Origin of the sequence: Streptomyces blastmyceticus (genome assembly GCF_039521185.1) — a bacterium.
GTDB classification, from domain to species: domain Bacteria; phylum Actinomycetota; class Actinomycetes; order Streptomycetales; family Streptomycetaceae; genus Streptomyces; species Streptomyces blastmyceticus.
Map to the genome: position 1 here is coordinate 85,808 of NZ_BAAABW010000021.1, position 14,258 is coordinate 100,065.

A 14,258-nucleotide genomic window follows, 5' to 3' on the forward strand; every position below is an offset into this window, starting at 1 on the left:
CCCGCAGCAGGAGGGCCTCATGTCCGACGACCGAGCCCGTACAGCCGCCGTGGAAGCCGCGCTCCGCGCGCTCGGCCTCGACGACAAGGCCCGGCTGCTCGCCGGGGACGGGATGTGGACGCTGCCCGCGATGCCGCGCATCGGGCTGCGGGCGCTCGTCATGTCGGACGGGCCGGTCGGGGTGCGCGGTGTGCGGTGGACCGCCGGGGATCCCTCGCTCGCGCTGCCCAGCCCCACCGCGCTCGCCGCCACCTGGGACCCCGAGCTCGCCCGCCGCGCGGGTCGCGTGCTCGCGCAGGAGGCGCGGCGCAAGGGGGTGCACCTGCTGCTCGCGCCCACCGTCAACCTTCACCGGTCGCCGCTCGGCGGGCGGCACTTCGAGGCGTACAGCGAGGACCCGTATCTGACGGCGGAGATCGGCACCGGCTACGTCCTGGGCGTGCAGGACGGCGGCGTCGGCGCGACGGTGAAGCACTTCGTCGCCAACGACGCCGAGACCGAGCGGTTCACCGTCGACAACCGCGTCCCCGAACGAGCCCTGCGCGAGCTCTATCTGGCCCCCTTCGAGGCCGTCGTCGAACGGGCCCGGCCCTGGGCCGTCATGGCCGCCTACAACCAGGTCAACGGCGTCAGCATGACCGAGAACCACCACCTCCAGAACGAAGTCCTGCGCGAGGAGTGGGGCTTCGACGGCTGCACGGTCTCCGACTGGCTCGCCGCCCGCGACACCGTACGGGCCGTCCGCGGCGGCCTGGACATCGCCATGCCGGGGCCGCGCACGGTCTACGGGCCCGCGCTCGCGGCCGCCGTGCGGGCGGGCGAGGTGCCGGAGGCGCTCGTCGACGCCGCCGCGCGCCGGGTGTTGCTGCTCGCGGCGCGCGCCGGTGTGCTGGACGGGGCACCGGCCGCCGTCACCCGGCCACCCGCGCCCCTAGACGGCGAGGCCCTCGCCCGGGAGATCGCCCGCCGCTCCTTCGTCCTCGTGCGCAACGAGGTCGTGGACGGCGCGCGCGCCCTGCCCATCGACCCCGCCCGCACCCGCCGCGTCGCCCTCCTCGGCGGCGCCGCGCGGGACGCCCGGATCCTCGGCGGCGGCTCGGCGCAGGTCTTCCCCGCCCGGGTGGTGTCGCCCCTCGACGGGCTGCGGGCCGCGCTCCCCGACGGCGTCCTCGCCTACGCGCCCGGCGCCGATCCCGGCGCCGAACTCATGGTCGCGGGACAGGGATTCAGCCTCACCGCCGTCTGCCGGGACGCCGCCGGCCGGGTCCTCGGCCGGGAGGAGATGGCGGACGGCGCCGTGCAGTGGGCCGGCGACCTGCCGGACGGCGTCACGCACGCCGCCCTGCACACCGTCGAGGCCATCGGCACCTTCACCCCGCGCGAGAGCGGCCCGCACTCCTTCGGCACCAGGGGGACCGGCGGGTTCCGGCTCACCGTGGACGGGCGGGTCCTCTTCGACGGCACCCAGGCCACCGGCCCGGACGCCGACCCCTTCGAGGCATTCCTGGGCGCGCCCGTACCGCGCGGCGAAGTCGCCCTGGAAGAGGGCAAACCGGTCGACATCAGCCTCGTGCACACCGTGACAAAACCGGCGAACGCCCCCATAGAAGCCGTGGCGTTCTCCCTCCTTCACCGTGAACCCCGGCGCGATCCGGACGCGTTGCTGGCGGAGGCCGTGGCCGTCGCGGCCGCCGCCGACGCCGCCGTCGTGGTCGTCGCGACGACCGAGCGCGCCGAGAGCGAGGGCTTCGACCGCACCACCCTCGCCCTGCCCGGCCGCCAGGACGAACTCGTCGCCAGGGTCGCCGCCGTCAACCCCCGTACCGTCGTCGTGGTGAATTCCGGCGCCCCCGTCGAATTGCCCTGGCGGGACGGAGTCGCCGCCGTCCTGCTCGACTGGTTCCCCGGCCAGGAGGCGGGTACGGCCCTCGCGGACGTGCTCCTGGGGGCCGAGGAGCCGGGCGGCAGGCTCCCCACCACCTGGCCGGCCCGCCTCGCGGACGCCCCGGTGACGGAAGTTGACCCACGTGAGGGTGAACTTGCTTATGGGGAAGGTGTGTTCATCGGATACCGTGCCTGGGAGAAGGCGCGGGCGGTCCCGGCTTACGCCTTTGGCCATGGCTTGGGCTACACCGACTGGTCGTACGAGGCGCTGGACATCCGGAGCGAGGGTACGGATGACCCGGTGGCCACGGTCCGCGTGCGCAACACCGGCACGCGGTTCGGCCGGGAGGTGGTCCAGATCTATCTCGCCGCCCCTCGGGGCGGCGAGGTGGAACGCCCGGTCCGTCGACTGGCCGGTTTCGCCTCGCTGGAGGCGGCGCCGGGCCGGACGGCGGAGGCGGCCATCGCCCTGGACCCCCGCGCCTTCGACGTGTGGGACGAGGCCGCGGCCGCCTGGCGGCGCCTCCCCGGCACGTACACCGCCGAGGCCGGCCGCAGCATCGCCGACCGCAGGCTGACCGCGCCCGTGCGGATCGACGGCCCGGCCGTCTGACACCGCGGGACCCGGCACGGACCGGGGCGGGGCCACCTGACCGGCCCCGCCCCTTCTCCGGTTTCTACGCGCTCACGCCGGTGGCCGCGCCGCCGTGATCGTGCGGTACGCCATGTCCGCCAGCTGCCGCTGACCGGACTTGCTGGGGTGGAACCAGTCCCACTTGCTCAGCTCCTCGCCCGTGAAGCCGTAGTCGTGCACGGAACCGTCGTAGCGGCACAGCCTGTCCCGGCGGCAGACGTCCGCGAGGACGGCGTTGTACTCCCCGACCCGCTTGTCGACCTGCGCCCGCCGCTCGGCCGAGGCCGCGTCCTCGGCGCCCGCGTCGCGCAGCATCGAGGGGCAGACGCCCAGATTCCAGACCGCCTTGGCAAAGCCGTTGGTCCGCCCCTGCGACCACAGCCGCTTCAGGTCCGGGACGGCGGCGACGTACAGCTGGGACGTGGGCAGGGCGGTGCGCAGCTCCTTGACCGACTGCTCGAAGTCCGTGCGGAAGGTGTCCACCGGCGTCATCTCGCCGACGTCGGAGCGGCACGCGTCGTTGGCGCCGAGCAACACCGTGACCAGCTGCGGCTTGTTGTCGACGGCGGCCCGCATCTGGGCGGGCAGATCGGACATCCGGGCACCGGTCTTCGCGTGGTTCCAGCTGCTCGTCTGCGGGGAGGCCAGCAGGCGGCGGGCGAGGCTGTCGACCTGGGTGCCGGTCGCCCAGGAGGCGTCCGGGCAGTCGGAGAGGATGGAACAGGCGTTGAAGCCACGGGTGATGGAGTCGCCGAGGGAGGCGATCGACTCGGGCCGGGTCTTCCACGCCGGGGCGGGGCTCGCGCTCGGCCGCGCCTCGGGCTCCGCGGCGGCGGAGCCGCCCTTGCCGTCGTCACAGCCGGTGACGAGGAGGCCCGCCACGGCCATGGCCGCGGCGGCCCGCACGGCCCCGCGCACCTTCCGTCCCGCGCTGCTCCGCATGGCTTCGTCCCCTCCGGCCGGGTGGATATCGGTACGGGTCCGACGGTACGTCACCGGAGGGGTGCCACCGCACGGTAGCTTTTCCCCGGGGGTGCTCGGGCAGGGCCCGGCAGATTCGCGCTCCGGTTATCGCCGTTTGGACAACACGTCACATCCTGTCCCTTTTCAGGAGATTTGCTCCCGATGGTGTTTACTGTTGGTAACCTCGCGAGCTGGTGCAGGAGTGGCCCTTGGGGCAGAATGTCTGTTGCTGTCCCAGGCGGGATCGGTACGGGTGCGAGGCCGCTGGGGAAGGCGAACCTCGAACCGCACTGGAGGTCCCGGTGACGACACGTGGAGTTCTCTACGTGCACTCCGCGCCGCGCGCGCTGTGCCCGCACGTCGAATGGGCCGTGGCGGGCGTGCTCGGCGTCCGCGTCACGCTCGACTGGATCAGACAACCCGCCTCACCCGGCACCTGGCGTGCGGAATTCTCCTGGCAGGGGCAGGTCGGCACCGCTTCCAAGCTCGCCTCCGCGCTGCGCGGCTGGCACCTGCTGCGCTTCGAGGTGACCGCCGAGCCGTGCGCGACCGCCGAGGGCGAGCGCTACAGCTCCACGCCCGAGCTCGGCATCTTCCACGCGGTCACCGGCATCCACGGCGACATCCTCATCCCCGAGGACCGGCTGCGGGCCGCGCTCGCGCGCGCCGGCCGGGGCGAGAGCAATCTGGCGGCCGAGGTGGCGAAGCTTCTCGGCAAGCCGTGGGATGACGAACTGGAGCCGTTCCGGTACGCGGGCGAGGGTGCGCCGGTCAGATGGCTGCACCAGGTGGTGTGACCCGGGGGGTGCCCCCGTGCGGGCAACGGCGCGCTCTTGCGCTCGAGCATGCTCCAGCGCCTAGCTTCGGGCCATGACCGAAACCACCTCAGTCACCGTTCTCGGTACGGGAATCATGGGCGCCGCCATGGCCCGCAACCTCGCTCGCGCCGGTCTCGACGTACGCGCCTGGAACCGCAGCCGGGAGAAGGCCGAACCGCTCGCCGCCGACGGAGTGCGCGTCACGGACAGTCCCGCGGACGCCGTGCGGGGCGCGGACGTCGTCCTCACCATGCTCCACGACGGGCCCGCCGCCCTGGAGGTGATGCGGGCCGCGCTGCCCGGTCTGCGGCCGGGGACCGTCTGGGTCCAGTCGACGACCGCGGGGCTCGACGGCTTCGACACCCTCACCGGCTTCGCCGACGAGCACGGCCTGGTCTTCGTCGACGCCCCGGTCCTGGGCACCAAGCAGCCCGCCGAGGCCGGGAAGCTGACGGTCCTGGCCGCCGGGCCCGCGGCGGCCCGTACGGTCGTCGCGCCCGTCTTCGACGCCATCGGCGGCCGTACGGTCTGGGCGGGCGACGACGCCCCGGCCGACGCGGCCACCCGGCTCAAGCTCGTCCTCAACAGCTGGGTGCTCACCGTCACCCACGGCACCGCGGAGGCCCTCGCCCTGGCCGAAGGGCTCGGCGTCGACCCGGCGGGCTTCCTGGACGCGGTCGAGGGCGGCCCGCTCGACATGGGCTATCTGCGGGCCAAGGCGGCGCTCATCCTCGGCGGCGGGTTCACCCCGCCCAGCTTCGCCACCACCACGGCCGAGAAGGACGCCCGGCTGATCGTGGCCGCGGGGGAGCGGGTGGGTGTGCGGCTGGATGTGACCGCGGCGGGCGCGGAGCGCTTCCGCAGGGCCGGTGAGCAGGGCCATGGTGACGAGGACATGGCCGCTTCGTATTTCGCCAGCTTCGACCGCTGACCGGCGGGAAAAGCGGAGCGGCCCGCCTCCGGAGGAACCGGGGGCGGGCCGCTCGCGCGTACGGGCGCGGGATCAGACCGAGCGGAGGGCGAGGACCACGTTGTGGCCGCCGAAGCCGAACGAGTTGTTGATCGCCGCGATCGGGCCCTCCGGGAGCGGGCGGGGCTCGTCGCGGACGATGTCCGCGTCGATGTCCTCGTCCAGCTCGTCGACGTTGATCGTCGGCGGGGCGATCCGGTGGTAGAGGGCGAGGACGGTCGCGACCGTCTCGATGCCGCCGGCGCCGCCCAGCAGGTGGCCGGTCATCGACTTGGTGGCGGACACCGCCACGTGGTCGAGGTCGTCGCCGAGGACCTTGCGCAGGGCCTTGATCTCGGCGGCGTCGCCCTGCGGGGTGGAGGTGGCGTGCGCGTTGAGGTGCACGATCTCCGAAGGCTTGAGGTCGCTGGAGTCGAGCAGGTTCTGCAGGGCAGCGGCGATGCCGCGGCCGGTCGGCTCGGGCTGCGCGATGTGGTGGCTGTCCGCGGACAGGCCCTGGCCCAGCACCTCGCAGTAGACCCGGGCACCGCGCCGCGCGGCGTGCTCGGCCGACTCCAGGATGACGACGCCCGCGCCCTCGCCGAGTACGAAGCCGTCACGGCCCTTGTCGTACGGGCGGGAGGCCTTCTGGGGCTCGTCGTTGTTCTTGGACATCGCCATCATGTTGGCGAAGGCCACGATGGGCAGCGGGTGGATGGCCGCCTCGGTGCCGCCGGCGACGACCACGTCGGCACGGCCGGTGCGGATCATCTCCACGGCGTAGCCGATCGCCTCGGCGCCGGACGCGCAGGCGCTGACCGGGGTGTGCACGCCCGCCTGGGCGTTCACCTCCAGGCCGACGTTGGCGGAGGGGCCGTTGGGCATCAGCATGGGCACGGTGTGCGGGGAGACGCGGCGGACGCCCTTCTCCTTGAGCACGTCGTACTGGTCGAGCAGGGTGGTCACACCGCCGATGCCGGAGGCGATGACCGTGCCGAGCCGCTCGGGGGCGATCGCGGCGTCCTCGCCCGCCTTGGCGGTGAAGCCCGCGTCGGCCCACGCCTCACGGGCGGCGATCAGCGCGAACTGCGCGGACCGGTCCGTCTTGCGGGTGAGCGGGCGGGGCAGGACGTCCTCGGGGTCCACGGCCGCGCGGGCCGCGATCCGGACCGGGAGCTCGGCGAAGCGCTCGCCCTCCAGGGGCTTGACGCCCGAGCGCCCGGCGAGCAGGCCTTCCCAGGTCGATGCGCTGTCGCCACCCAGCGGTGTGGTTGCGCCGATACCGGTGACGACCACGGTGCGATTGGTCGGGTTCACAGGGATTCTGTCTCCACGTGTAGAGGTGCTGGATCCGCCACCGCCGGGGTGGCGACGAACGCCTGGATCAGGCCTGGTGCTTCAGGATGTAGTCGGCAGCGTCACCGACGGTCTTGAGGTTCTTGACGTCCTCGTCCGGGATCTTGACCTCGAAGCGCTCCTCGGCGGCCACGACGACCTCGACCATGGACAGCGAGTCGACGTCCAGGTCGTCGGTGAAGGACTTGTCCAGCTTGACGTCCTCGACCGGGATGCCCGCGATCTCGTTGACGATCTCGGCGAGACCCTCGAGGATCTGCTCCTGGGTGTGAGCCATTGCGGCGCTCCTTCTATGTGCGGTGAAACTGCGTTATGGAAAAACTGCTGCTGAGGTGAGGGGCCGAGCGGCGACAGCCGCGCGGATTCTCGCCTAGGGGAGGGTAACGACCGTCGCGGCGTAGACGAGACCCGCCCCGAACCCGATGACGAGCGCGGTGTCCCCGCTCTTTGCCTGCCCCGTGGCCAGAAGTCGCTCCATGGCCAGCGGAATGGAGGCCGCGGACGTGTTGCCCGTGGTCTCCACGTCACGCGCGACCGTGACGCTCTCCGGCAGTTTGAGGGTCTTCACCATCGAGTCGATGATCCGCATGTTGGCCTGGTGCGGGATGAAGACGTCCAGGTCCTCCGGGCTGACGCCGGCGTCGTCCAGCGCCTGCTGGGCGACCTTCGCCATCTCGAAGACGGCCCAGCGGAAGACCGCCTGGCCCTCCTGGGTGATCGCGGGGAAACGGATCTCCTCCAGGGTCTGGCGGACCTCGTCGCCGTCGCCGCCGGGGAGGGGCGTCGTGCGGTACTCGTCCCAGCCCACGGTCTGCTTGATCGTGTGGGACTTGTCGCCCTCGGATCCCCAGACCGTCGGGCCGATCGCCGGCTCCTGCGAAGGGCCGACGACCACGGCACCCGCACCGTCGCCGAACAGGAAGGCCGTCGCGCGGTCCTCCAGGTCCGTCAGGTCCGACAGCCGCTCCACGCCGATGACCAGTACGTATTCGGCCGAACCCTCGACGATCAGGCCCTTGGCCAGCGTCAGTCCGTAGCCGAAGCCGGCACAGCCCGCGGAGATGTCGAACGCGGCGGGCTTGCCCGCGCCGATCTTGTGCGCGATCTCGGTGGCGATCGCCGGGGTCTGCTTGAAGTGCGAGACGGTGGAGACGATCACGCCACCGATCTGCTCGGGGGTGATGCCCGCGTCGGCGATGGCCTTGCCGGCCGCCTCGACCGACATCGCGGACACCGTCTCCTCGGGGCCCGCCCAGTGCCGGGTGGCGATGCCCGAACGGGACCGGATCCACTCGTCCGAGGAGTCGATGTACTTGAGGATCTCCTCGTTCGGAACCACTCGCGTCGGGCGGTATCCGCCCACGCCGAGGATGCGCGCGTAGGGGGCGCCCTTGCTGGGCCTGATCTTCGCGGTCATGCTCTCGGGGCTCCTTATTCGGCCGTGGTCGCGGCGGCGGTGGCGTACTCGGCGATCAGCTCGCGAGCCGCGTCCAGGTCGGCCGGGGTCTTGAGCGCGAGAGTCCGCACACCGGGCAGCGCGCGCTTGGCGATGCCCACGAGGGTGCCGCCGGGCGCGAGCTCGATGATCGCGGTGACGCCGAGCTCCTTGAAGGTGTCCATGCACAGGTCCCAGCGGACCGGATTGGCCACCTGGCCGACCAGCCGCTGCACGACCTCCGTGCCGGAGGCGACGACCGCGCCGTCCTTGTTGGAGACGTAGCGGGTGTGCGGGTCGGCGGGGGACAGCTCCCGCACGGCCGACTCCAGCACCTCGACGGCCGGGGCCATGTGCTCGGTGTGGAAGGCGCCTGCGACCTTCAGTGCGACGACGCGCCGGGTGCCCTCCGGCTTGTCCTCGGCGAGCGCGGCGAGCTGCTCCGCGGTGCCGGCGGCGACGATCTGGCCCGCGCCGTTCACATTGGCGGGCGTCAGGCCGAGCTTCTCCAGGTGCGGCAGGACGACGTCGGCGTCCCCGCCCAGCAGGGCGGACATGCCGGTCTCCGTCACGGCGGCGGCGTCGGCCATCGCGAGACCGCGCTTGCGCACGAGCTCCAGCGCGGCCCGCTCGGGGAGGACCCCGGCCAGGGCGGCGGCGGCGAGCTCGCCGACGCTGTGCCCCGCGGTGGCGCCCACCAGGCGGGCGAAGTCCTCGGCCGTCGGGAACAGCTGCCGGGCCGAGACCAGCGCGGAGGCCACCAGCAGCGGCTGGGCCACGGCGGTGTCACGGATCTCGTCCGCGTCGGCGTTCGTGCCGTAGTGGACCAGATCCAGGTCGATGGCGGCCGACCACTCACGGAGTCGGTCTTCGACACCGGGGAGGTCGAGCCAGGGGTTCAGGAAGCCGGGCGTCTGAGCGCCCTGGCCGGGGGCGACGAGTACGAGCACCCTCACACTCTCTCTCGTGGACGGCCTCGGCCACCGGTGGGGACAGGGACCAAGAACCGTCAGGGGAATTGTTGATGTCCAACAAAAGCCTAGAGCGGGGACTCCGCGTCTGCCAGGCGCCCCAGGATCAGCGCGACTCGGAGTGTGAAGGCCGAACGCACATCGGAGGGTGACCATCCGGTGACGTCCGTCACACGTCGGAGGCGGTATCTCACGGTGTTCGGGTGGACGAACAGCATCCGGGCCGCACCCTCAAGGCTACTTGCCTGCTCCAGATAGACGCTCAGGGTCTCCAGCAGGGCCGAGCCCGCTTCCTCGAGCGGTCTGTAGATCTCCTCCACCAGTTGCTCACGCGCGGTAGCGTCCCCGGCCATCGCGCGCTCCGGCAGAAGATCATCGGCGAGCACCGGCCGGGGGGCGTCCGGCCAGGCGGCGCACGCCTTCAGCCCCGCCGCCGCGGCCTGCGCGGAGCGGTTGGCCGCCAGCAGGTCCGACACCACGGGACCGGCCACCACCGGGCCCGCCGCGAACGGCCCGATCAGGGCCTTCGCCGCTTGCAGCGGGTTGTCCGAGCCGCCCGCGATCACCACCAGCCGGTCCCCGAGCACGCCCGTCAGGACCTGGAGCTTCGCGTGCCGCGACGCCCGCCGGATCGCCTCGACCGTCAGCTCGCTGTCCCCGTCGGGCGCCGTACCCAGCACCACCGCGACATGCGAGGGCGAATTCCAGCCGAGGGCCGCGGCCCGGGACAGGGCGCCCTCGTCGGCCTCGCCCGACAGCACCGCGTTGACCACCAGCGACTCCAGCCGGGCGTCCCACGCTCCGCGCGCCTCCGCGGCCTGGGCGTACACCTGAGCGGTGGCGAAGGCGATCTCCCGCGCGTAGACGAGCAGGGCCTCGCGCAGCACCGACTCGTCGCCCGGCGCGGCCACCTCGTCGATCGCCGACTCCATGACCTCGATGGTCGTGCGGACCATCTCCACGGTCTGGCGCAAAGTGATCGCCCGCGTCAGCTCGCGCGGGGCCGTGCCGAAGACGTCCGTGCTGATGGCCTGCGGCGTCTCCGGATGCCGGAACCACTCGGTGAACGCCGCGATACCGGCCTGGGCGACCAGGCCGATCCAGGAGCGGTTCTCCGGGGGCATCGCCCGGTACCACGGCAGCTGGGCATCCATCCGGGCGATGGCGGCGGCGGCCAGCGTGCCGGATGACTTCTCCAGACGGCGGAGGGTGGCGCTGTGCGGATGCGGGATGTTAGCGGCGGGTTCAGGCACGGGGACAAGCCTGCCTTATTCGGGTGCCGAGCGGGGTCGCCGGGCTACGGTAGCCCGATGACGCACGTGCGACGCGCCGTTCAACGAGCAGGTGAACGCTTCCTCGGCGGCGATCCGGAGGCCGGGATCGAGACCTGGCACGCGTTCTCCTTCGCCGGGTTCTACGACCCCGACAACGTCCGGTTCGGGCCCCTCGCCGCCTGCAACGAGGAGCGCCTCGCGCCCGGCGCGGGCTTCGCCGAGCACCCGCACCGCGACGTCGAGATCGTCACCTGGGTGGTCGAGGGCGAACTCACCCACGAGGACTCCACCGGCCACCGCGCGGTCGTCCGTGCCGGGGATCTCCAGCGGTTCAGCGCGGGCTCCGGGGCGCGGCACTCCGAGCGGAACGAGGGGGCGGTGCCGCTGCGCTTCGTGCAGATGTGGCTGACGCCCTCGGAATCCGACGGCGAGCCGTCCTACGAACTGCTGCCGCAGGTCCCGGACGGCGCGTATCCCCTGGCCGGGGCGGAGGCGGTCCTGCACGTGCGCCGGCTCGCGGCGGGGGAGCGGGTGTCCGTGCCGGACGCGCAGTGGGTGTACGTCCATGTCGTACGGGGTTCCGTGCGGGTGGACGGGGATGTGGTGGGGGAGGGGGATGCGATGCGCTTGTTCGAGGCGGTGGGGGTCGAGGCGTTCGCCGTTGACGCGGCCGAGCTGCTGTTCTGGGCGATGCACGCGGAGCCCCACTTCGGCTGACGCTTCTTCCTCGGCCCCCTGGGTGCGGGTTCGTTGCCGCCTGCGGCGGGGGCGCCCTGCGGGCGCGTCCTCAAACGCCGGACGGGCTGACAGCCAGCTCCGCCAGGACCGCGTCCGTCAGGGGTGGCCACGCCTGTGTTGCCCAAGGGCCGAAGGGGCGGTCCGTGAGGGCGACGCAGGCCGCGTTCGCCGTCGGGTCCACCCACAGGAACGTGCCCGACTGGCCGAAGTGGCCGAATGTGCGGGGGGAGGACGACGCCCCCGTCCAGTGCGGGGACTTGCCGTCGCGGATCTCGAAGCCGAGGCCCCAGTCGTTGGGGCGCTGGTGGCCGTAGCCGGGGAGGACGCCGGTCAGGCCGGGGAAGGCCACGGTCGTCGCCTCGTCCAGCGTCTGCCGTGACAGCAGCCGCGGAGCCTGGAGCTCCGCCGCGAAGCGGGCCAGGTCGTCGACGGTGGAGACGCCGTCCTTGGCGGGGGAGCCCTGGAGGTCCGTCGCCGTCATGCCGAGCGGTTCGAGCACGGCCTGCCGCAGGTACTCGGGGAAGGCGATGTCCGTCGCCTTGGCGATGTGGTCGCCGAGCACCTCGAAGCCCGCGTTGGAGTACAGGCGCCGCGTCCCCGGCTCGGCCGTCGGCCGGTGTTCGTCGAAGGCCAGCCCGGAGGTGTGGGCGAGCAGATGGCGGACCGTGGACCCGGCGGGGCCGGCCGGCTCGTCCAGCTCGATCGCGCCTTCCTCGACGGCGAGCAGCGCGGCGTACGCGGTGAGCGGTTTGGTCACGGAGGCCAGGGCGAAGCGGTGCGCGGTCGGCCCGTGGGCCCCCGCGAGGCTGCCGTCGGCCCGTACGACTGCCGCAGCAGCGGTCTCCACCGGCCAGTTGTCGATCTTCCGCAGGCTCTCCATGGGTGCGAGCCTAACCCGGTCAGGATTCCCCCAAGATCTCGCTTGCTTGGAGTGCACTCCAACTCTCTAGCGTTGTCCGTGTCGCAAGGGCTTTTCGACCGCGAACGGCCCGCGATGCGAGGGGGATCCGTATGACCGTTCTGGACCACGCGCCGGGAGAAGTGCAGGACCGGGCCGTGCCGTGCCGGCCGGGCCCGCAGCCCGGCCGCCCGCAGGGCCGCGACCGCTACACGATCAGCGAGGTGGCCGAGTACACCGGCCTGTCCGCACACACCCTGCGCTGGTACGAGCGGATCGGGCTGATGCCCCACGTGGACCGTACGCACACGGGTCAGCGCCGCTACACCGAGCGCGACCTGGACTGGCTGGACCTGGTCGGCCGGCTGCGGCTGACCGGGATGCCGGTGGCCGACATGGTGCGGTACGCGCAGATGGTGCGCGAGGGCGAACACACCGTCGCCGCCCGCGAACGGCTGCTGAGCGCGCACCGCGACGACGTACGGCGCCGCATCGCGGAGCTGCGGAGCACGCTCGACGTGCTCGACTACAAGATCGACATTTACGCCGACGCCCGACGCCGGGCGTCCGAAGGGGTCTGAACGCTGATGAGCAGCAACGACACGATCACCACCGCGAAGCTCGGCACCGGTGGCCCCGAGGTCGGAGTGCAGGGCCTCGGCTGCATGGGCATGAGCTTCGCCTACGGACCGACGACCGACGAGGCCGAGGCGCGGGCGACGCTCGAGCGGGCGCTCGAACTGGGCGTCACCCTCTTCGACACGGCCGACATCTACGCCTTCGGCCGCAACGAGGAGTTCATCGCGCCCTTCGTCCGGGCCCACCGCGACCGCATCACGCTGGCCACCAAGTTCGCCATCGTGCGGCGCGAGGACGACCCCTCGTACCAGGCCATCCGCAACGACCGCGCCTACATCCGCGAGTCGGTCGAGGGCAGCCTGCGCCGCCTCGGGGTCGACCACATCGACCTCTACTACATGCACCGCCGCAACCCCGACGTGCCCATGGAGGAGAGCGTCGGCGCCATGGCCGAGCTGGTGGCCGAGGGCAAGGTGCGCCACCTGGGTCTGAGCGAGGTGACGGGCGCCGAACTGCGCGCCGCCCAGGCCGTGCACCCGATCGCCGCCGTGCAGCAGGAGTGGTCGCTCTTCAGCCGCGACGTCGAGGTGAGCGTGGTGCCCGCGGCGCGCGAGCTGGGCGTGGCGCTCGTGCCGTACTCGCCGCTCGGCCGCGGCTTCCTGACCGGCTCGTTCGCCGACGCGGAGAAGGAGCTGTCGAGCGACGACTGGCGGCGCAGGCAGCCGCGCTTCACGGGCGACAACGCGGCGGCGAACGTGGCGCTGCTGGAGCCGGTGCGCGCGGTCGCCGAGGCGCACGGGATCACGCTGGGTCAGGTCGCCCTGGCGTGGGTGCAGCAGCGGGCCTCGGTGCACGGCCTGACGGTCGTTCCGATCCCGGGCACGCGCAAGCGGTCCCGGCTGGACGAGAACACCGCCGCCACCCGGATCGTGCTCACGGAGCAGGAGCTGGCGACCCTGGAGCCGATCGCCTCGCAGGTGGCGGGCGACCGCTACCCCGACATGTCCTTCACGGCGGTCGGCCGGGAGTAAGCGGTCGGCCGGGAGTAAGGGGCCGGGGCTGCGCCCCGGTCAGCGGTCCCCCGGGGCGACCAGCCCCGATTCGTACGCGAAGATCACGGCCTGCGCCCGGTCGCGCAGGCCGAGCTTCGCCAGGACCCTGCCGATGTGCGTCTTCACCGTCTGCTCCGCCACGACCAGGGACGCCGCGATCTCCTGGTTGGAGAGCCCGCGCGCGATGAGTTCGAGCACCTCGGTCTCACGCGGCGTCAGACCGTGGAGGCGCAGCGAGGGATCCCGCCGCCGCGCGGGCCGTTGCTGTGCGAAGTCCGCGATGAGACGGCGGGTCACCGAGGGGGCGAGCAGCGCCTCGCCCGCGGCCACGACCCGTACCGCGGAGATCAGATCGGCCGGCGGCGCGTCCTTGAGGAGGAAGCCGGAGGCGCCCGCGCGCAGCGCCTCGTAGACGTAGTCGTCGACGTCGAAGGTGGTCAGCATCAGCACCTTCGGCCGGTGCACCACCCCCGTCGGCGGGTCGAGGAGCTGCCGGGCGGCCTCCAGGCCGTCCATCTCCGGCATCCGGACGTCCATCAGGACCACGTCCGGGTGCGTGCGGCGGCTCAGCTCCACGCCCTGCCGTCCGTCGGGCGCGTCACCGACGACGTCGATGTCGGACTGCGCGGCGAGGAGCGCGGCGAAGCCCGCCCGCACCATGGCCTGGTCGTCGACGATGATCACCTTGATGGTCATGCGGTGGGTGT

General features: G+C 72.5%; 14 protein-coding genes. 6 read left to right on the forward strand and 8 right to left on the reverse strand.

Features of this window, described 5'->3' with window-relative positions; all coding sequences use genetic code 11:
- Positions 1 to 19 precede the first annotated feature (19 nt).
- Complete coding sequence (locus ABD269_RS19115) at positions 20 to 2,497, forward strand: glycoside hydrolase family 3 protein (protein ID WP_344119351.1); 2,478 nt, start codon at positions 20 to 22, stop codon at positions 2,495 to 2,497.
- A gap of 72 nt (positions 2,498 to 2,569) precedes the next feature.
- Here ABD269_RS19115 and ABD269_RS19120 read toward each other — a convergent pair whose 3' ends face one another.
- Complete coding sequence (locus tag ABD269_RS19120) at positions 2,570 to 3,460, reverse strand: SGNH/GDSL hydrolase family protein (protein ID WP_344119352.1); 891 nt, start codon at positions 3,458 to 3,460, stop codon at positions 2,570 to 2,572.
- 323 nt (positions 3,461 to 3,783) lie between these two features.
- Here ABD269_RS19120 and ABD269_RS19125 point away from each other — a divergent pair, with 323 nt between their 5' ends.
- Together ABD269_RS19125 and ABD269_RS19130 are read left to right on the forward strand one after the other, a co-directional pair.
- Entirely contained in the window at positions 3,784 to 4,278 is a 495-nt protein-coding gene (locus ABD269_RS19125) for a DUF3145 domain-containing protein (RefSeq protein ID WP_116211498.1), read from the forward strand.
- Positions 4,279 to 4,351: 73 nt separating this feature from the next.
- Positions 4,352 to 5,230 (forward strand): NAD(P)-dependent oxidoreductase, encoded by an 879-nt coding sequence (locus ABD269_RS19130; RefSeq protein WP_344119355.1) that lies wholly within the window; start codon positions 4,352 to 4,354, stop codon positions 5,228 to 5,230.
- A 72-nt stretch (positions 5,231 to 5,302) separates the two neighbouring features.
- Here the strand turns inward: ABD269_RS19130 and fabF are convergent, their stop codons facing one another.
- From fabF to ABD269_RS19155, 5 genes are all read right to left on the reverse strand, one after another.
- Positions 5,303 to 6,565 carry a beta-ketoacyl-ACP synthase II gene (fabF, locus tag ABD269_RS19135; protein ID WP_301887643.1) on the reverse strand — a complete coding sequence of 421 codons (1,263 nt, stop codon included), beginning with the start codon at positions 6,563 to 6,565 and terminating at the stop codon, positions 5,303 to 5,305.
- 67 nt (positions 6,566 to 6,632) lie between these two features.
- The gene (locus tag ABD269_RS19140; RefSeq protein WP_116211495.1) at positions 6,633 to 6,881 is read right to left on the reverse strand and encodes an acyl carrier protein; all 249 of its coding nucleotides are present in this window, start codon (positions 6,879 to 6,881) and stop codon (positions 6,633 to 6,635) included.
- 93 nt (positions 6,882 to 6,974) lie between these two features.
- Positions 6,975 to 8,021, reverse strand: coding sequence for a ketoacyl-ACP synthase III (locus tag ABD269_RS19145; protein WP_344119358.1), 1,047 nt, complete (start codon positions 8,019 to 8,021; stop codon positions 6,975 to 6,977).
- A gap of 14 nt (positions 8,022 to 8,035) precedes the next feature.
- On the reverse strand, positions 8,036 to 8,989 hold the full coding sequence (locus tag ABD269_RS19150) for an ACP S-malonyltransferase (RefSeq protein ID WP_344119360.1): 954 nt from the start codon (positions 8,987 to 8,989) through the stop codon (positions 8,036 to 8,038).
- Between the two features lie 89 nt (positions 8,990 to 9,078).
- Complete coding sequence (locus ABD269_RS19155) at positions 9,079 to 10,263, reverse strand: PucR family transcriptional regulator (RefSeq protein ID WP_301887646.1); 1,185 nt, start codon at positions 10,261 to 10,263, stop codon at positions 9,079 to 9,081.
- 57 nt (positions 10,264 to 10,320) lie between these two features.
- Here ABD269_RS19155 and ABD269_RS19160 point away from each other — a divergent pair, with 57 nt between their 5' ends.
- The gene (locus ABD269_RS19160; protein ID WP_344119363.1) at positions 10,321 to 11,001 is read left to right on the forward strand and encodes a pirin family protein; all 681 of its coding nucleotides are present in this window, start codon (positions 10,321 to 10,323) and stop codon (positions 10,999 to 11,001) included.
- Between the two features lie 70 nt (positions 11,002 to 11,071).
- Here ABD269_RS19160 and ABD269_RS19165 read toward each other — a convergent pair whose 3' ends face one another.
- Complete coding sequence (locus ABD269_RS19165; protein WP_344119365.1) at positions 11,072 to 11,902, reverse strand: serine hydrolase domain-containing protein; 831 nt, start codon at positions 11,900 to 11,902, stop codon at positions 11,072 to 11,074.
- A gap of 131 nt (positions 11,903 to 12,033) precedes the next feature.
- Between ABD269_RS19165 and ABD269_RS19170 the strand changes: the two genes are divergently transcribed.
- Entirely contained in the window at positions 12,034 to 12,501 is a 468-nt protein-coding gene (locus ABD269_RS19170; protein ID WP_344119367.1) for a MerR family transcriptional regulator, read from the forward strand.
- A 6-nt stretch (positions 12,502 to 12,507) separates the two neighbouring features.
- Positions 12,508 to 13,530, forward strand: a complete 1,023-nt coding sequence (locus ABD269_RS19175; RefSeq protein WP_344119369.1) for an aldo/keto reductase — start codon at positions 12,508 to 12,510, stop codon at positions 13,528 to 13,530.
- A 39-nt stretch (positions 13,531 to 13,569) separates the two neighbouring features.
- Here ABD269_RS19175 and ABD269_RS19180 read toward each other — a convergent pair whose 3' ends face one another.
- Positions 13,570 to 14,247 carry a response regulator gene (locus ABD269_RS19180; protein WP_301887651.1) on the reverse strand — a complete coding sequence of 226 codons (678 nt, stop codon included), beginning with the start codon at positions 14,245 to 14,247 and terminating at the stop codon, positions 13,570 to 13,572.
- Positions 14,248 to 14,258 lie beyond the last annotated feature (11 nt).